The organism is Maricaulis sp., assembly GCF_017643475.1.
In the GTDB taxonomy this organism is placed as follows: Bacteria; Pseudomonadota; Alphaproteobacteria; order Caulobacterales; family Maricaulaceae; genus Maricaulis.
This window is the reverse complement of the sequence record NZ_JAEPNI010000001.1, coordinates 1,411,598-1,431,301: the sequence shown is the minus strand read 5'-3', so window position 1 is coordinate 1,431,301 and position 19,704 is coordinate 1,411,598. Positions and strand designations below refer to the sequence as shown.

Annotated in this window: 16 protein-coding genes and 1 tRNA gene; 9 read left to right on the top strand and 8 right to left on the bottom strand. The window is 59.7% G+C overall.

All coding sequences use genetic code 11. The features are described 5' to 3' along the window. The first annotated feature begins 68 nt into the window (after window positions 1-68). Entirely contained in the window at window positions 69-2,567 is a 2,499-nt protein-coding gene (locus tag JJ889_RS06925; RefSeq protein ID WP_291892960.1) for a TonB-dependent receptor, read from the top strand. 67 nt (window positions 2,568-2,634) lie between these two features. Here the strand turns inward: JJ889_RS06925 and JJ889_RS06920 are convergent, their stop codons facing one another. Genes JJ889_RS06920 through JJ889_RS06910 form a run of 3 tightly spaced genes read right to left on the bottom strand, consistent with a single transcriptional unit; the run spans window position 2,635 to window position 4,771 of the window. After that, window positions 2,635-3,267: a DNA-3-methyladenine glycosylase 2 family protein gene (locus JJ889_RS06920; RefSeq protein WP_291892959.1), complete on the bottom strand. Its 633-nt coding sequence runs from the start codon at window positions 3,265-3,267 to the stop codon at window positions 2,635-2,637. Between the two features lie 37 nt (window positions 3,268-3,304). After that, entirely contained in the window at window positions 3,305-4,294 is a 990-nt protein-coding gene (locus JJ889_RS06915; RefSeq protein WP_291892957.1) for a hypothetical protein, read from the bottom strand. A 24-nt stretch (window positions 4,295-4,318) separates the two neighbouring features. Continuing rightward, a complete protein-coding gene (locus JJ889_RS06910) occupies window positions 4,319-4,771 on the bottom strand; it encodes a hypothetical protein (protein WP_291892955.1) in 453 nt (150 codons plus the stop codon). 121 nt (window positions 4,772-4,892) lie between these two features. Here JJ889_RS06910 and JJ889_RS06905 point away from each other — a divergent pair, with 121 nt between their 5' ends. From JJ889_RS06905 to JJ889_RS06895, 3 genes are all read left to right on the top strand, one after another. Then, the gene (locus JJ889_RS06905) at window positions 4,893-5,297 is read left to right on the top strand and encodes a hypothetical protein (protein ID WP_291892953.1); all 405 of its coding nucleotides are present in this window, start codon (window positions 4,893-4,895) and stop codon (window positions 5,295-5,297) included. A 45-nt stretch (window positions 5,298-5,342) separates the two neighbouring features. Beyond that, window positions 5,343-7,430, top strand: a complete 2,088-nt coding sequence (locus JJ889_RS06900) for a TonB-dependent receptor (RefSeq protein WP_291892951.1) — start codon at window positions 5,343-5,345, stop codon at window positions 7,428-7,430. 107 nt (window positions 7,431-7,537) lie between these two features. After that, window positions 7,538-7,990 (top strand): hypothetical protein, encoded by a 453-nt coding sequence (locus tag JJ889_RS06895; protein ID WP_291892948.1) that lies wholly within the window; start codon window positions 7,538-7,540, stop codon window positions 7,988-7,990. 28 nt (window positions 7,991-8,018) lie between these two features. Here the strand turns inward: JJ889_RS06895 and JJ889_RS06890 are convergent. Continuing rightward, window positions 8,019-8,105, bottom strand: a tRNA-Leu gene (locus JJ889_RS06890). Between the two features lie 398 nt (window positions 8,106-8,503). Between JJ889_RS06890 and JJ889_RS06885 the strand changes: the two genes are divergently transcribed. Beyond that, window positions 8,504-11,602 carry a TonB-dependent receptor gene (locus JJ889_RS06885; protein WP_291892945.1) on the top strand — a complete coding sequence of 1,033 codons (3,099 nt, stop codon included), beginning with the start codon at window positions 8,504-8,506 and terminating at the stop codon, window positions 11,600-11,602. Between the two features lie 123 nt (window positions 11,603-11,725). On the opposite strand, the gene JJ889_RS06880 is transcribed toward JJ889_RS06885, so the two are convergent. The 3 genes from JJ889_RS06880 to JJ889_RS06870 all read right to left on the bottom strand — a co-directional run bounded on the left by JJ889_RS06880 (window position 11,726) and on the right by JJ889_RS06870 (window position 15,134). Beyond that, a complete protein-coding gene (locus tag JJ889_RS06880; RefSeq protein ID WP_291892942.1) occupies window positions 11,726-12,370 on the bottom strand; it encodes a hypothetical protein in 645 nt (214 codons plus the stop codon). 81 nt (window positions 12,371-12,451) lie between these two features. Continuing rightward, window positions 12,452-14,227 (bottom strand): VWA domain-containing protein, encoded by a 1,776-nt coding sequence (locus JJ889_RS06875; protein ID WP_291892940.1) that lies wholly within the window; start codon window positions 14,225-14,227, stop codon window positions 12,452-12,454. 133 nt (window positions 14,228-14,360) lie between these two features. Beyond that, window positions 14,361-15,134 (bottom strand): molybdopterin-binding protein, encoded by a 774-nt coding sequence (locus JJ889_RS06870; RefSeq protein ID WP_291892938.1) that lies wholly within the window; start codon window positions 15,132-15,134, stop codon window positions 14,361-14,363. 64 nt (window positions 15,135-15,198) lie between these two features. Here JJ889_RS06870 and sfsA point away from each other — a divergent pair, with 64 nt between their 5' ends. The 4 genes from sfsA (at window position 15,199) to radC (ending at window position 19,290) form a co-directional block, all read left to right on the top strand. Then, window positions 15,199-15,900 (top strand): DNA/RNA nuclease SfsA, encoded by a 702-nt coding sequence (gene sfsA, locus JJ889_RS06865; protein ID WP_291892937.1) that lies wholly within the window; start codon window positions 15,199-15,201, stop codon window positions 15,898-15,900. Window positions 15,901-16,000: 100 nt separating this feature from the next. Then, window positions 16,001-17,674 (top strand): M28 family metallopeptidase, encoded by a 1,674-nt coding sequence (locus JJ889_RS06860; protein WP_291892935.1) that lies wholly within the window; start codon window positions 16,001-16,003, stop codon window positions 17,672-17,674. 95 nt (window positions 17,675-17,769) lie between these two features. After that, complete coding sequence (gene map / locus JJ889_RS06855; RefSeq protein ID WP_291892933.1) at window positions 17,770-18,606, top strand: type I methionyl aminopeptidase; 837 nt, start codon at window positions 17,770-17,772, stop codon at window positions 18,604-18,606. A gap of 3 nt (window positions 18,607-18,609) precedes the next feature. Beyond that, window positions 18,610-19,290, top strand: a complete 681-nt coding sequence (gene radC, locus JJ889_RS06850; RefSeq protein ID WP_291892931.1) for a DNA repair protein RadC — start codon at window positions 18,610-18,612, stop codon at window positions 19,288-19,290. On the opposite strand, the gene JJ889_RS06845 is transcribed toward radC, so the two are convergent. After that, window positions 19,268-19,579 carry a hypothetical protein gene (locus tag JJ889_RS06845; RefSeq protein ID WP_291892929.1) on the bottom strand — a complete coding sequence of 104 codons (312 nt, stop codon included), beginning with the start codon at window positions 19,577-19,579 and terminating at the stop codon, window positions 19,268-19,270. The genes radC and JJ889_RS06845 overlap by 23 nt on opposite strands. Between the last annotated feature and the right edge of the window lie 125 nt (window positions 19,580-19,704).

The following is a 19,704-nucleotide window of genomic DNA, read 5'->3' as shown; positions in this document are numbered from 1 at the left end:
CGAATAATTGCATTCGCGGGCCGACTTTGGCCAAATTTCAGCAGCTTTCACTGGAGGAGAGATAAAGCATGTATTCGGGCAAACAGGGCAAGTCACTGAGGCACCAACTGACGACGTCTATTAGCGCCTTTGCTATTCCACTAACTTCACTGGCCCTGGGTGCAGCAGCCCAGGCTCAGGACAACACGGCAAGTCAGGACGTCATCGTTGTGACGGCGACCCGCCGCGAGGAAACTGTCCAGGAAGTTCCGCTCAACATCGCGGCAATCGGCGGCGAGCAGATTCAAGAACAGGGCTTCAACGAACTCGCAGATGTTCTGGCCTTCGTTCCGGGCATCAATATCGTCGACCGTGGCGGGCGCCAGGGCAATCCGATCATTGTCCGCGGCCTCAACGCCGACCCGATCAACTCCGGAGATGGCAACAATGACGGCGGGGGCACCGTCGCCACCTATCTCGGCGAGATTCCGATCTTCATTGACCTCAAGCTCAATGACCTCGAACGCGTCGAGGTTCTTCTCGGGCCACAGGGGACACTCTATGGGGCAGGCACCCTGGGTGGTGCGATCCGCTTCATCCCGAACCGTCCTAATTTCGATGAGAACATGCTCGAGGTTCGTGCCGAGACCTATCGGTATTCAGAAGCCGATTCATTCTCCACCGGCTTCGGCTTCACCTTCAACCGCACACTGGGAGACACGTTCGCGGTACGCGGCTCGCTGGACTATCTCGATGACAGCGGTTTCATCGACTATCCCTTCGCCGTAAGCCAGATCGGCGTATCCGATCCGGATCCGGATTTCAGTGACCCAGCCGCGAGGGCTGCCAACTTCTCGCCAATCGAGGACGCGGACAGTGAAGAGGCCTTCTCCGGTCGTTTGGCCGCTCGCTGGGCACCGAACGACATTTTCGATGCCACGCTGACCTATTATTTTCAGTTCCAGGACATCGGCGGTCGCACCGTCTCGTCCCAGCGCTCGACTGTTCCGGCGCGCCCGTATGAAGCAGGCCTGCGAGTTCCCGAGCCGATCTCGCGCGACAATGAGCTGCTCGCGCTGGAAATGACGCTGGACCTTGGCTTTGCGGAACTGACTTCTGCCACCGGCTACGGCACGTATGAGGAAGATGGCCAGCGTGACCAGACCGACCTTCTGATCTCGCTTGAATACTCCTACGAGACCTTCCCGAGCTTCACGGCATTCACGCATGAAGTCGGCGAAGATGACTTCTTCAACCAGGAAATTCGCCTAGTCTCGACCGGCGACAGCCGCTTCAGCTGGATCATTGGTGGTTACTACAACAAATCCAATGTCTCCGGCTCGTCCAGCGAGTTCGTTCCCAACTACGTCGACTACGTCAACGCAGCCCCGTTCAACTTCGGCCTCTCGAACCAGCCTGGTGGCCTCGAGTATTTCTCGACCGCCTACACGCAGCTGACAGAGCAGGCCTTCTTTGGTGAGCTCGGCTGGGATGTCACTGACCGCCTGACCATTACCGTTGGTGCGCGTCAATATGACTACGAACTGCAGTCCGTTTCGACGGTAGACTTCCCACTGTTCGAAGCCGTGCCGTTCGAACGTCTCTCGATCTCCGAGATCCGCGATCTCGATTTCGACCCGGCACTGTTCCAGGCCGATGATGGTGTACTGACCAAGTTCAACATCGCTTATGACCTGACCGACAATATCCTGGCCTACTTCACCGTTTCGGAGGGCTATCGTATCGGTGGCTCAAATGGCCTCGGCCCATGCCCGGCCTTTGATCCGAATGCAACGCAGGGCGCCTGTGCGCTGGCACCAGGACAGCAGTACGGTCCAAATCCGGGCGATATCGCCGAGTTTGACGAACGCCAGTACGGACCGGACCAGACAACCAATAATGAGCTCGGCTTCAAAACGACCTGGCTGGACGGGGCTTTCACCTTCAACAGCGCCTTCTTCTTTGTTGAGTGGGAAGGTCCGCAGGTCTCATCTGCCACAGTGAATGCGAACATTCCGATCACCGTGAACGCCGCTGGAGCGGAATCGACCGGTGTGGAGCTTCAGGCTGCCTGGCAAGTCACGCCAGAATTTGGCCTTCGCGGCACGTTCAGCCGCACCAAGTCCGAGCTGACCGAAGACGTGCCTTTCCTCATTCGCACCATCACGCCTCCAGGGTTTGCGACTGCGTTCGAGAATGGCGAAGCTGGCGATCGCCTGCCCGGTTCCCCAGAAAACCAGTTCTCACTCTTTGCGCGTTACGAGCAACCGCTGCGTAGCGGCAATATCCTGAACTGGAATGCGGGTATGTCCTATCAGGGCGATGTCCTGACCCGGACCGGTGGCCGCGGATCCAGCGTGACGCTGGACAGCTATACCCAGGTCAACACTTCAGTGACTTATGAAGCAGAGGACTGGAACGCGACCTTCTTCATCAACAACGTGTTCGACCAGTATATCGAGACAGGCATTCGCGGTACGCCGCTCTCCAACCAGACGGTCAACGGCCACAATGTCCGTTCGCACTACGCTAACGTGGCGCCGCCGCGCACCGTAGGACTGCGCTTCAGCCGTCGTTTTGGCGGTTGATCCTGCCCGAGATCGAGAAGAGGCCGCGCATTCCGCGCGGCCTCTTTTTTTGTGCGGAATACCTGTGTCAGGACGGGATATCAGCCTCTCCAACGTCCGGCGGCGCGTCGACATGAGCCCACATATAGATAGCCAGCCAGGACCTGTATGGCCGGAAACGTTCGGCCGTTCGTGAAGTTTTCCGGCGCTTCGAGGTGAGTTTTTCCAGCGTCTTGCGCGCTGCCACATCGCCGTCGGGCCAGATGTCCTCTTCGCCGAAATAGAACATGTTCATCATGTCGGCGGTCCAGGCCCCGACACCCCACAGCGTCGTCAGGCGCGCTGCACGTTCCTCTGCGGGAAGTGGCTTGAGCGTCGGCACGTCCAGCCCTTCATCCAGATGCGTACGCGCTATGCCCTGGATGGTTTTCACCTTGGCGTTGGACAGACCGCACGCGCGCAGGCCATCGCTGTCGCAGGCTGCGAAATGATCCACCAGCGATTTGCCCTCCGCACTGGCGACAACACGCGTCCAGATGCTCTGGGCAGCTTTTACGGAGATTTGCTGGCCGGAGATGGCCCGGCACAGATATTCCGGAAACGGGAGATCATCCCGTCTCCGAAAATCCTGCGGCCCCAGGCGTCGGATCGCCTCTGCCAAATCCGGGGCGAAGTCGTCAGCGATCTCGCTGAGGTGTGTATAAACCAGGGTAGCCGTCATGCTGCCACCCTAGAAATGCCAAACAGCGCGGTCCAGCCTAGTCCATGAAATAGGCTGGCATACAGGCGGCCTCGCGACTGCCGGAACATCCATTCGCCTCGTAGCGCACCAGGATTTCGTCTGGACCAAAGGTTGCCACCGAAAGCCCGTATCCATTCAGACGGTTCAGGACGGCCTGATGATCGAAAGGCGTGTTGAGGAAGGCGTAGATCTCTGACGCCAAGCCCTCGGATCGCTGATCGAGGAAAGACAACATTGTACGCAGGCTCCAGCCGGTATCGGAGTTCTCGTAGAGATCCCGCAGCAACGCCTCATAGCTCCCTGCCCCCAGGCGCGCAGTCAGTTCCGCATCCAGCATCAGGTGGAAAAGCGCTCCGCCGCCATAAACGAGCTGGCGGTTTTGCTGTTTTTCCTGGCCGGCTTCAGACAGGTCGATATCACCGCTGGCGATCCGTCCGAGGAAGAAACGGCGAACCTGGCCTTCGATGATGAACAGCATTTCCTGGGCATCGATCTGGCCGGAATGGTAGAGCGTTTTTCCGGTCAGATAGTCGGTGCCGCCTTCGCTGAACCACTGCAATTCCCAGCCATTGGTCGAGTAGATAGCGTGTCCCAGCCAGGTGTGCAGCGCCTCATGCGCCAGGATACGCCCCCACATGAGCTTCTCACCCATTCGCGCGGGTGCCGACATGCGCTGGCCGAAACTGTTGGCAAACGCCCCGCCATCCGTGCCCGGGTCGTCGCCGAATACGACAAGGTATCGATCTACCGGGGCGGAACCGAAAACCTCGACATACCGACCGATACTGTCCTCCAGAAGCGTCTGGAAAACCTCACCATTCTCACGCAACTCGGCCTGTTTGAGGATTGTCACGCGCATGCCCTCGAACTCGGCATAATGCGGCTGCAGGTCCGGGCCCGTTACAAGGATGTTGCGCAGCAATTCGCGCAGATCAGCCGCCGCAAAAGTCTCACCATCCTGTGTGGCCCAGCCGGCAACGCTGCTCCAATCGCCCGGCACGTCCATGACGATCTCGAAATCGCAATCCGTCTAGGAATAGTCCGCGACGATGACCGCGGAACCGACAAAGTAAAACCCGTCATCAAAGCGGTAGGCGATTTCTTCCTTGCCGATATTCCAGACCGCACGGTCATGGTCCGCTTCCAACTCGTACTGGATACGCACCACGTCGTCGCGACGCGCCTCGGGCACGTTCCAGGTTCCATAGCCCTGATAGTACAGCTCAACCCGCTCGCCACAGGCGGTCAGCGCATGCAGATCGGAGATGAAGTCGGCTTGGCCGTCCTGCGTCCCCTCAGCCACACGCCAACCAACATCGAATACGCCATTGTGATCGGTAAAACTCGCCTCGATCTGAAAGCGGTTATCCTCGACGTGCCGGACCGTGTAAGCGATCGGGGATGTGCCACACATACCCTCCTGTGCGTCCGCCTGCGCCATGCCCATTGTCATGGCCAACATGGCCGTTGAGATTTTCAACACCTGTAAACTCCCTGGATGTGCCGCACTCTTGATGAGTTGATGCTCGTCACCTGAACTTTGGATGCAGGGCGCACTGTCTGTCGCATTGATTACCGGCGTAACCCGATTTAGATCCCTGTGCGTGTTACAAATTGGTCGCTATATCTCGCACAGCCTGCGTCAGGTCCTGCTGGCCCTCGCCCTTCTGGCGGCGGGAACACAGGCTGCCCTGCCTCAGGGCTATATGCTGGACCGTGACGGCCAGGACGGCTTTGTCTCTGTTGTTTTCTGTTCCGCAGGTCTGGGCGGGCAGAGCCGCTGGCTCAATCTCTCTACCGGGAAGATCGAAGAACGTGAGACCAGTGCTGACACATCTGAGAGCTGTACTTTCGCTGCGGCCCACTCTGCAGCACTTCCGGCCGAGGCCACACACGAACCGAGCCAGATCGACGACCGCGCGGCAATCTCATTGCGGACCACTGGCCTCGCCGCGACCGAATTTGCCCACATACGACCACCCGCCCGGGCACCACCCCAAACCCTGTGACGACCCCGAAATCTTGAATTTCTGATCGGCATCACAGGAGTAATCATGCCGCGTTCTATCCTTATGAGCACCTGTCTGGGTGTGCTCATCGCTGCGCCTGCATTCCCACAGGACAGCGCCCCGCTTGTTGACATCATCACCATCAACGCTCACCGCACGACCACCGACGGATCGACTTTGGATGCCCAGGAAATGGCATCTCACATGACGCCAGACACAACGGCGGTGTTGGCCCGGCTTCCTGGTGTCAGCGCCATCAGCAATGGCGCCCTCTCCGGCCAGGTCCAGTATCGCGGCCTGTTTGGCTCACGCGTGAACATCCGTCTGAACGGACGGGCCTTCGAATCCGGTGGTCCGAACCTGATGGACCCGCCGATGCACTATGCGCCCGCCGCGCTGCTGGAACAGATCACGATTGACCGTGGCATCGCCCCGGTCAGCGCTGGTCCGGGCCTTGCCGGAGGGCTCGACGCCCGTTTCAAATCCATTGATTTTTCCGAAAGTGACACGCTGTCCCACGCGACCGAGTTTTCACTCAGCGGCCAGAGCATTGATGAGGGCTGGTCGCGCTCTGCAATGTCGGGTATCGCGACGGAGCGTTTCCGTGTCTACGCCTTTGGCGCTCAGGAAAGCGGTGAGGATTATTCCGCTCCCGATACGCCAGTCGCTGGCACACGATATGACCGACTGATCTATGGACTGGGCGCCGGCTTTCGCAGTGGCGCTCACGAAATAGCCCTGAGCTTCCGTCGCAATGAAACCGGCCCGACCGGCAATCCCCAGTTCGCCATGGACATCCGTTACGTCGACAGCGATTTCATCGAGTTCGATCACGATATGAGCCTTGCAGGCTGGGACGTCTCCACCCGCATCAGCTGGAATGAGGTCGAGCACGCAATGAACAATTTCAGCCTGCGTCCGGCCCCGGCGAGCATGATGCGGTTCCGCGAGACCATCGCCACGGTCGAGCATCAGGCAATCGCTCTGTCCGCCAGCCGGGATTTCGCTGGAGGAGCGCTAGACCTCGGCGTCGACCACGCCTTCGCCACGTACGACGTTACGATTACCAATCCGCGTAACGCCGACTTCTTCCTCAACAGTCTCCCGGACATCGACATGGCTCGCACCGGGGCGTTTTTGGAATGGCAAGGCCCGCTCGGGTCCTGGCAGGCGGAGCTGGGGGCACGTTTGGATGCCCACACCGCCGAGGCTGATGAAGCAAGCACTGGTCCTGCTGTACCAATGATGCCGGTCATGCTTGCGAACATGTTCAACATGTCGGAGCGCGAATGGGACGATGTCACCGTCGACGCCGTGGCGCGCGCCTGGCACCCGATCAATGACACCACGCTTCTGCGGGTCGGCATTGCCCGCAAGTCACGGGTCCCGACCTATCTGGAGCGCTTTGCCTGGCTTCCCACACCGGCCAGTGCGGGCCTGGCAGACGGAAACACCTATGTCGGCGATCTGGAGCTGGAGCCGGAAACCGCCTGGATCATCCAGGCAGGTCTGGACTATCACGCAGGCCCGGCTTTCATCCGTCCCGCCCTCTTTTATCAACAGGTCGATAACTACATCCAGGGCGTCGCCTTTGATGACACCGTCGGGGTGATCGATACGCCCGTCGAAATGGTGTCGATGATGAACGGCGATGCAACACCGTTGCGTTTTGCCAATGTGGGCGCCGAACTGTACGGGTTTGACGGCGATTTCGGCGTACAGCTGAGCCCGACCTGGCGGCTCGACGGCGCGTTCGAATTTGTCCGCGCGAAGCGTCGCGATATCGATGACAATCTCTATCGTGTGGCACCGGCAAGTGTAAGCTTGGCGCTAAGCCATGATGCGGAGCACTGGAGCGCCGGCATCGAAACCGTGTGGACGGCCGACCAGAAAGACGTTTCCTTCACAAATGGGGAACCAACGTCAGAGGGTTATGTCGTCTGGAATTTTAACGCACGTGTGAACGGTCCACTGAACAGCGTCATCGATCTGCGTGTCGACAACCTGCTGGACGAGGCCTACGCGCCGCATCTAAGTGGTCGTAACCGCAATTCCGGATCCGCTGTCGGGTTGGGCGCCCCCATCCCTGCCGCGGGCCGCAATCTCGGCATACGCCTGAGCTGGTCACACTAACTTGATGGCCCGGCCGGCCTGGCCGGGCCCTCTCCCCCTTCACTGGTCGGCCTGTGCAGCGATAGTCTCCAAGCGTGCTCGAGGAATGCGTGTTCCAAGGAGATGTGATGAAGCCGCTCGGTCTCTTGTTTTGCCTCGCCCTGTTGTCGGTGACGCCGCCAGTCATCGCCGAAGATCACCCGGTCCTGGGCCGACGGGTCAGCACCACCACTCATCATGTGCAAATCCCGGAAGATGGCTCTCGCGAGGAGTTTTTCGAGCTGTCCGCGCGCTGGACCGAACGCATTCTCGGCCGCAATCCCTATTTCGCTGATGTTCGTTCGCTCTGGATGGAGGCGGATAACGGGCAGCACCAGCTGCTCGTTATCTACACCTACAGTGAAACCCGGCCTGCCGGTTCACTAAGTGAGATCAATGCACGCCTGATGGCTGAGGAATGGCCGGATGAGGCCGAGCGACGGGCCTTCTTCGCACGCTTGGGTGACTATGTGGGCAAAGCCCGCAACACCAGCGGACGCTTTGTCGAACTCCACACGGAAAACGTCGCGCTATCGCGTTGATCCGTGTGCTCCAGAATGATCGCAAGCTTGGTGCGGGCGGCCGGACTTGAACCGGCATGACCTTGCGGCCGGCAGATTTTAAGTCTGCTGCGTCTACCAATTCCGCCACGCCCGCCGAACCGGTGGCGCGATCCTACACACTCGCATTGCGGGTTCCAGTCGCAGTTTCAGCCAAACATGAATGGTTAGCGGCACCATGGCGCCAAGCAGCTTGTCACCTCACCGTCAAACTGGTCCTGTCTCACCACCAGTGACAACAAAAGCGTTGCGATTGCGCAACACGCTCACAAATTTTCGTTGCAGATGAAACTATCTGAAACACGAAGCCATCGGACATTACCCATTGTAATTTAAATGTAAAATTTATGACACGCCGCGAATACGCCTGTGCAAGCTCACGTTCGCGTCAATTGCGTTAAGCATAGAACACGCGTCACATTCCTCACGTGCTCGTGACGCCGGAAGAGCCAAATCGTGACCATAAATCCGGCATATACTCCTAGGGGACATGCAATGAAACGTATGCAAAACGTTTTGTTACGGTCGACCGTGCTTGCTGGCTTTGCGCTATCAAGCCTCGCCGTATCTTCACCTGCTCTCGCACAAGACAATCAGACCGACGACGAAAACCGTGAGCGGATAGTCGTAACGGGTTCTCGTCTGCGCCGCGATGAGTTTTCCGCCGTATCACCGATCCAGGTGATCGATGCCGACGAACAGCGCCAGCTGGGTATTTCCGATGCAACTGCGCTGATCGCTGATTCTCCGGTTGTTTCCGGCGTCCAGCTTGACGGTTCCGTCAACTCCGGTTCTCCGACCGCCGCCGTCGAAGGCGTTCCGGTCAACGGACCGGGCGCTTCCACCGTCGCACTGCGTGGCCTCGGTGCTGAGCGTACGCTGCTGCTCGTCAACGGCCGTCGCCTTGGCCCGTCAGGTGTTCGTGGCGCTCCGGTTGCTCCGGACCTGAACCTGATCCCGACGCTGATGATCGATCGTATCGAACTGCTGACGGACGGTGCTTCTTCCATCTACGGTGCTGACGCTGTTGCCGGCGTTGCCAACATCATCCTGCGCGATGATTTCGATGGTTTCGAAGTGTCTGCCTTCACCACCCTGCCTGAAAACAGCGGCGGCGAAGTCTTCCAGATGGGCTTCATCGGTGGCGCATCCACTGATCGCTCCAACTTCACCGTATCTGCTGAATTCTATAACCGTACAGCCGTCATCGCTGGCGATCGTTCGCACTGGAATGACTGTCTGCGCGACATCGACGTCACCGATCAGGGCGATGTCATGTCCGTGTGTATGGACCGTCGTCCGGATAACTCAGTCTTCGTCGCTGGCAATGGTTTCGTATGGTCCATCCCGGGCTTTACCAACCCGGCGCTCGCTCCGAACGGCATTGGTACGGGCTGGGGCACCAGCGCTGACGTGTTCGCCCAGACCGGTTCGCACTTCTACGAGCAGGACGCCTACTCCCTGCAGGACGAAGAGAAGCGCACGCAGCTGATGGAAAACCTGGAGCGCATGAATATCTTCGCTTCCGGTCATTACGATGTGAACTTCTTCGAGAACGACACGATCTATTTCGAGATGTCGTACTCCACGCGTAACTCCGTTGGTCGCTTCACCGACGAGCAGGTCTTCCCGGGCGTTCCGGCGCTCATTCCTCAGGAAGATGCCAACGGCAATCTGCTGGTTAACCCGGACGGCTCGCTGCAGCTGTTCGACAACCCGCTCAACCCGTTTGATGCCGACGCCCTGCCGGTTTACTCGCTGGAAGGTCTGTCCCAGCGTCGTAAGTCCGACGTCGACGTCTTCCGCTTTGTCGGTGGCCTCGAAGGCGACCTGCCATTCCTGATGGATCGTGGCTGGGTCTACGACATCACGGCTGCCTATGACCGCTCCTACGGTACGGCTTCCCAGCCGGTCATGCGTGAGGACGGTATCCGTGAAGCGCTCGACACACTCCGCCTCGACGTCAATGGCAACCCGATCTGTGGTCTGGGTCGCCAGGCAACAAGCTTCGGCTTCCTGACGCCGGCAAACTGCCCGACCATCGATTTCTTCTCCCCGACCCTTTTCACGGTTCAGGGTGGTGATCGCAACTTTGCGACCCAGGAAGAGACCGACTTCCTGTTCGGCCAGTCGATCAACATCACCGAGATGGAACAGGTTCACGCCCAGGCTATCTTTACCGGCGATGTCTTCGACATGCCGGCTGGTACGGTTGGCATGGTGCTCGGTTTCGAATTCCGCGAGCAGCGCATCAACTCCATCAACGACGTAACCCGCGTTCTGGGTACGGCCGCTTCGGAAATTCCGGATACGGAACGCCCGACGATTGGCCGCACGTCCTTGTTTGAAGGCTTTATCGAGACCGAAATTCCGGTCACCGATACCTTCATGGTCGGTATCTCCACGCGTTACACCGAGGAAGAGAACTTTGGCGCTCACATGACGTACTCTACGCGTGCGTCCTGGCAGGTCACCGACAGCGTCCGTCTGCGCGGTACTTACGGTACCTCCTTCCGTGCTCCGAACCTGCGTGAGCAGTTCCTCGCGGGCGCAACCGGCACCATTGGTGGCGGCAATGACCCGTGTCTGGTCCCGACCACGGCCAATAATGGCGGTGTTTATGACCCGAACGGCGAGACTCGTTCCCAGTTGCTGCTCGACAACTGTACGGCTGCCGGCGCTGATCCGACGGCTCTGGGCCTGCTGGCAACGACCGGTATCACCACCTCCACCGGTGGTAACCCGGATGCAACGGCTGAGACCTCAGAGTCCATGACGCTCAGCGCGATCTTCCAGCACAGCTTCTCAAATGACCTGGATCTGGATCTGTCTGTCACCTATTTCGACATCCAGATCGAGAACACGCTGGAAGAATCCAACGCAGCTCAGATCATTGCCAATTGTTACAATAACCAGCCGAACCTGGCGGATCCGTCCTGTTCGCGCATCACACGTAATACTGGCGACCCGGCCACGGCGACCATCGCCCTGGTTGATGCGTCCTTCATCAACGTTGGTCAGCTGACCTCTACGGGTATCGACTATAATGTCCGCGCTCGTATGCCGCTGTCCTTCATCGATGATCAGACGGATCTGACCGTCGTCTTCAATGCCGCTCAGTATCTCGAGCAGCTGCGGAACGAAGACCCGACCGATCCGAATTCCCTTGAGGAAGACCTGATCGGCCGTATCGCCAACCCGGAATGGCTGTGGCAGCTCTCTGCAACGGCGACCCGTGGCAACTGGGGCGCTCGCTGGCGCACGCGCTATCAGGGTGAAGGTCAGCAGGAGAACTCTGACGCCCTGACGCAAACCGATCTGACCCGTGCGGTTCCGCGTACCGCTTGTGAGCAGCTTGGTTACGCTGGCCAGTGTCGTGATGTCGACTTTGTCGACAGCTACGTCACGCATGACTTCTCCATCTCCTATGATGCAGACATGTGGAGCTTCTCGGCAGGTGTGAACAACCTGACCGACGAGCAGCCGCCGCTCATCGACCAGGGTGAAGGCCCGTCGCGCATGAACATGGTTGTTCAGTCCGGTTACGACCTGATTGGCCGCCGTGCATTCGCAACGGTCACGCGTCGCTTCTAAGCGACAACGACTTACAGACGGGGGCGGCGATCATCAGATCGCCGCCCTCTTCTTTTGGGCCAAAAAAGACCGCCGCAGCCCCGGGGCTGCGGCGGTTCTTTTATTTGCGTATCCGGACTGTGGTCAGCGAATGCGTTCGACCCGGATGATCCGGGATATTTCATTGATGCGCAGCTGATATCCGCCCACGACACCTTCACGCACAGTCGCCGTATAACTCCGGCTGCGACGAAGACGGCCGGCGACACGCTGGTTGTCCGCCGAGATCTGGCGCCAGACCTGTCCGTTTGCCAGTGTCACCTCAAGGCGTTCATAGGGAATGATGTCAAAGGAGATAATTGCGCTCTGGACCTGTTCTGCCTCGCGCTGGGCTTCTTGCGCCGAACGACGATTGGTCCGACGGGCATTAACCTGCTCTGAGCCCAGCCCTTCAGCCTGCGGCACCGTAGCCGCGCTATCGCTCGTGGCTGTCGAAACGGCCTGCTCATCATCGTTGTCACGCCCCCCAAACGGCAAGCCGGGTAGCCTGAAACCACGACGCCCGGGCTCCGGAGCCGCTGTTTCACCACGATCCGCTGTCGTTTCTGCGGCCGGTTCAGCGCGCAGCGCTTCTTCCAGACAGGCTATGCGCGCTTCCGCCGTCGCTGCCGTACGGCAGTGAGCGATCGCGTCTTCCTGGGCGTGAGCGGCGCTGACAGGAACCAGCGCGCTAGTCACGAGAATGGCGGCAATACTACCGGTTGATACTGCCCAGTCACGAATAGGCATACACACCTCCCAACTCAATGTGGACAACACTGTCCGCCAGTGTGTCGGGAGGTGCAAGCGTTCAAATGCGATTGCCTGTGATTAGTTGACCTTGCGGTCCTCTAACGCGGACACATACCGCGCGATTTCAACCAGTTCCGCGAACTCGGAACGATAACCAAACTCATCCTGCGAGGGACTCCCCTCGATACCGCTCAGCACCGAGTCATAATCATACCCGCCACGCAGATAGGGATCGCCCCGCAACAATTGCGCAAAACCGGCGACCTGGGCAGAAAAACGCGCTTCGCTGGAAGCCTGTGACAGGCGGCTGACGGCATCACCGGCCGTGATCGGGCGCTGCATCAGATCACTCTCATCCTCGCCAGGAAGCTTGTAGCGGATACGCAGATGCGCGAACTCCGCAGCGACATCATGTTCGACCGGGGTCTGCCCGCCATAACGCAGGGGTTCGGTCAGCACGCCTTCACTGCCTGGCGCCGCGATTTCATAGATCGCCGTGACGGAATGGCCGGAACCGACCTCACCCGCATCCACAGCATCATTGTTGAAATCAGCCCGGTCCAGCAGGCGCGTCTCATAGCCGACCAGGCGGTATTCAGCGACCTGGGCCGGATTGAACTCGACCTGGATCTTCACGTCATTGGCAATCGGGAAGAGCGAACCAAAAGTCTCCTCCACCAGCATGCGGCGGGCTTCCTGGCGACTATCGATGTAAGCCGCAACCCCGTTTCCGGCCTGGGCGATGGTCTGCATCATCTGGTCGTTGTAATTGCCTCGGCCAAAGCCCATCACCGAGAGATAGATACCGCTGTCGCGCTTGCGCGCGACAAAGTCCTCGAGCCGTTCGTCCTGCGTCACGCCGACATTAAAATCACCATCGGTCAGCAACATCACGCGGTTCACCGCATCCGGGTCGAAATTCTCCTCGGCCAGGCTGTAGGCCAGCGATAGACCGGCCCCGCCGGCCGTGGAACCGCCCGCACGCAGACGGTCAAGCGCCTCGTGGATCTGACGGGCATGACGCGCCTGCGTCGGCTCCAGTACGGCACCCGCAGCGCCTGCATAGACGACGATGGAAACCGTATCGTCCTCGTCCAGCTCATCGACCAGCATGTGCATGGCCTGCAGCGCCAGGGGCAACTTGTCGGGCGCGTTCATCGAGCCCGAAACATCGATCAGGAAAACCAGATTCGCCCGCGGCCGTTCAGTCGGGACCAGGTCATAACCCTGTACGCCGATGTGCAGCAGCTGCGTGTCTGCATTCCACGGGGTCGGCATCACCTGGACCGAGGTCGTGAACGGTTCTGCCGCACCTTCGGGAAGCGCGTATTCATAGTCGAAATAATTCACCATCTCCTCGATGCGCACGGCATCGGTTGGCGGTAGTTCACAGTCGTGAAGGTGATTGCGCACAACGGCATAACTCGCCGTATCAACATCAATCGAGAAGGTCGAGACCGGATCTTCGGAAGTGACCATCACCGGATTGGCCGGAACATCCTCGAAACGGTCGCGATTAGGCTGCGGCATTGGTGATGGCGCGGCATATTGGGTAACCATCGGGGTTGGTGCGGATTGCGGCGGCGGTGGAGGAGCCGGCGGCGGAGGGGGCGGTGGTGGCGGTGACGCCCGGCTTGCCTCGGCCTGAGCGATGCCAAGAGAACGTTCTCTGCGAGAACCGGTGACGACCAGAAGATCTGCTTCTTCCTGCACCGAGCGACTTCGCTGGCAAACCTGCGGAACGGGCCTGTCATATTCAGCCCGTTCCTGCGCCGCGACGCCAGGCATCTCGACGACGCTCATGCCGCCAATGATAGCCACGGCTGCGGCACTCAACATCAGTTTCTGGGTCATGTCCTTCCCCTTCCTTCCCTGCGGATGGCTTGTCCCTACAAGGGAAAGGGGTGCACCCGCTTCAAAGCCATGCCTTGGCTGAAACGGGGCAATGTCTGGGCATTTTGTTCATCAAGCAGGCCGGATTGGGTCGTCAGGCCAGTTCAGGCTCGTGTCCCAGCTCGGAAACGAGAGCGGTGATTTTCGTAATCACTTCATCGAGTTTGCCGTCGTCGGTACTGCGCACGACCAGCTGGGTTCCCCGCCGCAGCTTGCCGTCTTGAAGTTCCAGGAAATAGGGATAGCTGCCGATGGACACGTCCGGATAATCGATCTGCAGCTCGCCGAGCTGCACAGCGATATCGCCCTCGCGCAGTCCCTCGCCCTTGACCGAACGAGATTGCGTCACCGCTCCGCCCTCAATGCGGTGGGCAATATCCTCGAGCATGCCGCGAGCGATCTTGGGAACACCTGCCAGGGTGAAGACGTTACCAGTCTGGAAGCCCGGAGCGCCCGTGACAGGATTCTCGATCAGCGAGGCGCCGTCGGGAATGCGCGCCATGCGCTTGCGGGTCTCGGTCAGCGGCGTGCCGGTCTTTTCATACCAGTGCTCGATGATCTCCAGGGCATCCGCGCGCACATCAATGCCAACGCCAAAGGCACGGGCAATACTGTCCGCAGTTATGTCGTCATGGGTCGGCCCGATACCGCCCGTGGTGAAGAGATAATCCACCTTCTGGCGCAGTGTGTTCACCGCGTCGACGATCTCGGTCTCGATATCCGGCACAACACGGCATTCAACGACGTTCACGCCCAGCGGAGCGAGAAACTGGGCGATCTGTTGCAGGTTCTTGTCCTGGGTGCGGCCGGACAGCACCTCATCGCCGATCAGCAGGACAGCCGCTGTTACCTGTTGCATCTCACCCATATCCATTCACCTGTGACTCGGTTCTACTAGGGTATATGAGCCAGCCCCGGGGATTGTCCAAGCCATGAAGTTCCAAACACCGCTCATCGAGGGCCGTCTGGTCAAGCGCTACAAGCGTTTTTTTGCCGATGTGGAGCTGGCCGATGGAGAGATCGTCACCGCGCATTGCCCGAATACCGGTGCGATGGCGGGCATCAAGGATCCGGGTCTGCCAGTCTGGATCGAGCCCAGCAACAATCCAAAGCGAAAGCTCAAATACACCTGGGAGATTGTTGAGGTTGACGGGGTGATGATCGGCACTCACCCGGCCCGCGCCAATGGCCTGGCTGAAGAAGCCGTTCTGGCGGGGCGGATCCCGGAACTTTCCTGTTATGAGAGCCTGCGCCGGGAGGTGAAGTACGGCGAGAACTCCAGAATAGACATGCTGCTGGAAACGCCGGGCAAGCCGGCCTGCTGGGTCGAGGTCAAGAATGTGCACTGGCAGCGTCAGCCGGGCCTCGCGGAGTTTCCCGACGGGGTAACCAGCCGAGGCGCCAAACATCTCAATGAACTGGCAGCCCAGGTCGCCCTTGGCGACCGGGCGGTTCAGCTCTTTGTCGTCCAGCGGGACGACTGCACGCGCCTGGCAACCGCAGCAGACCTTGATCCGGTTTATGACGAGACGATCCGCTCGGCTCGCAAGGCCGGTGTCGAGGTACTCGCTTATGGCTGTTCCGTCTCACCTGACGAGATCAGCATCGCGAACGCCCTTCGTGTCGAGCTGTAACCAGTGCCCAAGATGACTGAAATATAAGGTGCGCACGCATTGCCGCACCAAGTGCCATCGTTATAGTCCCTCGATCCAATTTTCTCTGGGGAGGCAGAGTATGAAGTATCTAGTACCGCTGTTGGCGAGCACCGCTCTTGTTGCGTGTGACATGGACAGCATCACGTCTGGCGGCGGCGACACGGCCTCCGCGGAATTCACCCCGAATGTCAGCGTCGAAAACATCGAGGCGCACATCCGCTTCCTGGCATCCGACTACATGGGTGGTCGCGACACCGGTTCCGATGGTTTCGAAATTGCTGCCAACTACGTTGCGTCCCAGTATCGCCTGCTGGGCCTCGAGCCTGCTGGCGAGAACGGCACCTATTTCGCGGACGTTCCGCTGCAGGAAGTCACGTCCGACCTAGAATACAGCCAGCTGACGATCAACGGCCAGACCTTCGCCCAGGGCGAACGCGCGCTGATCGGCACCAATTCCAGCGTGCTGGAATCGGAAGTCACCGCTCCGCTGGTCTTCGTCGGTTACGGTGTATCCGCCGGCAATCGCGGTCATGATGACTACGCAGACATCGACGTCGAAGGCAAAATCGTCGTTGTCGTCAACGGTGTCCCGGACATCTTCCCGAGTGAAGAGCGCGCACACCACAACTCCGGCACGACCAAGCGTAACAATGCTGCCGCCAATGGCGCTGTTGGCATGATCACCATTTCCGGCTGGAGCGACGAGCAGGTTGCCGGCATCGTGCAGGGTTTCTCCTCACGTCCGCAGGTTCGCCTGACCGCTGCAACCGGTCCGAGCTCGCTTGAGCAGGTTCGCGCCTCTGCAACCATCAGCGCCTCGCTGGGCGCCGAGCTGTTCGAGGGCGCAGAAATGAGCCTCGAGGAAGTCCGTGGCGCCATGAGTGCCGACGAGGGTGCAACCTTCCCGCGCTTTGACCTGCCGGGCGAAGCCACCATCCGCCAGCGCACGAATTCCGAGCCGTTCTCCGACCCGAATGTGGTCGGCATGATCCGCGGCTCCGATCCGGAAGTGGCCGACGAATATGTCGTACTGACCGCACACCTCGACCATATCGGCCAGATCACCAATTCCATGCGCGCCAGCGGTGCCTGCCGCTCTGACGACGAGGAAGACACCATCTGTAACGGCGCTGTCGACAATGCGTCGGGCATCTCGGTGATGCTGGAAACGGCCCGTACCTTCCAGGAGCACGGCACGCCGCGTCGCTCCGTTCTCTTCGTCGCCCTGACGGCCGAGGAGAAAGGCCTGCTGGGGTCCGAACATTTCGCCCGCAACCCGACGGTTCCGCACGAGCAGATGGTCGCCAATGTGAACCTGGACATGCCAGTTATCGTCTACGAATTCTCTGATGTTGTGGCCTTTGGTTCCGACCATTCCAATCTCGGACCGATCGCCTCGCGCGCCGCAGAGCGTCTGGGCATTGCGGTGTCCGAGGACCCGATCCCGGAACAGTCTCTCTTCGTGCGTTCCGACCACTACAACTTCGTCCGCGAAGGCGTGCCGTCTCTCTTCCTGATGACGGGTTTCTCCTCTCCGGACCCGCGCTGGGACCAGGGTGAAGGCTTCATGGGCTTCCTGAACACCTACTACCACCGCCAGACCGACCAGCTGGACGGTGAGCTGGAGGTTCTGTTCAACCAGGGCGCCAAATTTGCCAACATCAACTACATGATCGCGCGCGAAATCGCTGACAGCGAAGAGCGTCCGGCATGGAATGATGACAGCTTCTTCGGTCAGACTTTCGGCCAGTAAGGCTGGACTTACCGACCAAAACTGCACACATGGGGACACGCGCCGTTTCTAGCGGCGCGTGTTTTCGTTATAGGGTGGCCGACCGGAGGGCCAAATTGACGACCGCTTACGAAACCGTTTCCGACTATGACAGCGCTTCTCCCCGTGATGGACGCATCAAGCTGCACGGGCCTGAGGGCTTTGAAGGCATGCGCAAGGCGGGCAAGCTGGCCGCTTCAGTGCTGGACATGCTCACCAGCGAAGTCGAGCCGGGTGTCTCCACGGAGAAGCTGGATCGTCTGACCCGCGAATTTGTGTTCGATCACGGTGCGACGCCAGCCACGCTGTTTTATCGCGGCTATCGTCATTCCCTGTGTACATCGATCAACCACGTGGTCTGCCACGGCATTCCCGGCCCCAAACCGCTCAAGAACGGCGATATCGTCAATATCGACGTGACCGTGGTTGTGGACGGCTGGCACGGGGACACGTCGCGCATGTACATGGTGGGCGAACCCAAGCGGAAGGCCGAGCTGCTGGTCGACACGACCTATGAAGCGATGATGGCCGGCATCAATGCGATCAAGCCGGGCGTCACGCTGGGCACGATCGGCGCCATTATCCAGGAATATGCCGAAGCGCGTCGCTGCTCTATCGTCACCGACTTCTGCGGCCATGGCCTCGGCCGTCTCTTCCACGACAGCCCCAATGTTTTGCATTTCGGAACGCGTGGTGAAGGTCCGGAACTCAAGCCCGGCATGTTCTTCACTGTGGAGCCCATGCTCAATCTGGGCCGTCCGGACGTGAAAATCCTGTCGGACGGCTGGACCGCCGTGACCCGCGACAAGACCCTGTCTGCCCAGTTCGAACACTCCGTGGGCGTGACCGAAGACGGCGTCGAGATCTTCACGACCTCACCCAAGGGCCTGCACAAACCTCCTTTTGCCAGCTGATCCATGCAGGAAGTGGCGCACCATAACGGCCATCGCCAGCGCTTGCGCGAAAAACTAATCTCTGCGGGCAGCGCCGCCCTTCACGACTATGAATTACTAGAACTCTACCTGTTCCGATCCATCCCGCGACGTGATGTCAAACCCATTGCTAAGGCGCTGATCGCGAAATTCGGGGACCTCGGCGGAGTGACGACCGCGCCGCTTGAACAGCTCACCCAGATGAAGGGCATCAGCGAAAAAACCGCGGCAGAACTCAAGCTCATCCAGGCACTGAGCGAACGTCTGGCGCGCGAACAGGTGATCGGCAAACCGGTCATCTCCTCCTGGAGTGCCCTGGTCGGTTATTGCCGCACCGCGCTGCAATACGAACGTACGGAACAATTCCGCGTCCTGTTTCTCGACCGCAAGAACCGGCTGATCGCGGACGAGGTCCTCGGCCGCGGCACGATCGACCATGCACCGGTCTACCCACGCGAGGTCGTCAAGCGCGCCCTCGCCCACGAGGCTTCGGCCCTGATACTCGTACACAACCACCCCAGTGGTGACGCCACGCCAAGCCAGACCGATATCGATATGACGCGAACACTGGCGGAAGTCTGCCAGCCCTTCGACATCGTTCTGCACGATCACCTGGTGATCGCGCGCGAGAACACGGCAAGCTTCAAGACTCTGGGCCTGATATAGCCTCGCCTTCGAGCAGGCGGTCTATCTTGCGCAGGACCTCCTCGCGCCGCGCCGCCTTGAGGAGCTCGGCCGGCAGGCGATGGAGTGCCGCCGCGTAGTCACCCCCACGACGAACCTCTGCCCGGTCATCAGTACCAGCGATGAATTGCCGGATTTCCTCGAGCATGGCGCTGTCCAGCGCCCACAAAAGCGTGCCCCCCACCTCGGTCTGAAACCAGGCGTCGGACGGCCAGTCGAGCGAATGCACACCGGAAAACCGCAACTCACGCAGGAGGCGTCCCCATGCCATGGACCCAGGGTCGCATTGTAGTCCGGTCTCTGCCAACGCACGGGCAAAGGGCCGCCACCGGGTGTCCCAAACCGGGCCCTGGCCGCACAACGCGGACAGGTGATGGCAATCTCCCCCTTCAGAAG

What these genes read in the sequence shown, in the direction of transcription:
- JJ889_RS06925 (WP_291892960.1), top strand. Translation starts at nt 69, where the DNA reads ATGTATTCGGGCAAACAGGGCAAGTCACTGAGGCACCAACTGACGACG.
- JJ889_RS06920 (WP_291892959.1), bottom strand. Translation starts at nt 3,267, where the DNA reads ATGACGGCTACCCTGGTTTATACACACCTCAGCGAGATCGCTGACGAC.
- JJ889_RS06915 (WP_291892957.1), bottom strand. Translation starts at nt 4,294, where the DNA reads ATGGACGTGCCGGGCGATTGGAGCAGCGTTGCCGGCTGGGCCACACAG.
- JJ889_RS06900 (WP_291892951.1), top strand. Translation starts at nt 5,343, where the DNA reads ATGCCGCGTTCTATCCTTATGAGCACCTGTCTGGGTGTGCTCATCGCT.
- JJ889_RS06895 (WP_291892948.1), top strand. Translation starts at nt 7,538, where the DNA reads ATGAAGCCGCTCGGTCTCTTGTTTTGCCTCGCCCTGTTGTCGGTGACG.
- JJ889_RS06885 (WP_291892945.1), top strand. Translation starts at nt 8,504, where the DNA reads ATGAAACGTATGCAAAACGTTTTGTTACGGTCGACCGTGCTTGCTGGC.
- JJ889_RS06880 (WP_291892942.1), bottom strand. Translation starts at nt 12,370, where the DNA reads ATGCCTATTCGTGACTGGGCAGTATCAACCGGTAGTATTGCCGCCATT.
- JJ889_RS06875 (WP_291892940.1), bottom strand. Translation starts at nt 14,227, where the DNA reads ATGACCCAGAAACTGATGTTGAGTGCCGCAGCCGTGGCTATCATTGGC.
- JJ889_RS06870 (WP_291892938.1), bottom strand. Translation starts at nt 15,134, where the DNA reads ATGGGTGAGATGCAACAGGTAACAGCGGCTGTCCTGCTGATCGGCGAT.
- sfsA (WP_291892937.1), top strand. Translation starts at nt 15,199, where the DNA reads ATGAAGTTCCAAACACCGCTCATCGAGGGCCGTCTGGTCAAGCGCTAC.
- JJ889_RS06860 (WP_291892935.1), top strand. Translation starts at nt 16,001, where the DNA reads ATGAAGTATCTAGTACCGCTGTTGGCGAGCACCGCTCTTGTTGCGTGT.
- radC (WP_291892931.1), top strand. Translation starts at nt 18,610, where the DNA reads ATGCAGGAAGTGGCGCACCATAACGGCCATCGCCAGCGCTTGCGCGAA.
- JJ889_RS06845 (WP_291892929.1), bottom strand. Translation starts at nt 19,579, where the DNA reads ATGGCATGGGGACGCCTCCTGCGTGAGTTGCGGTTTTCCGGTGTGCAT.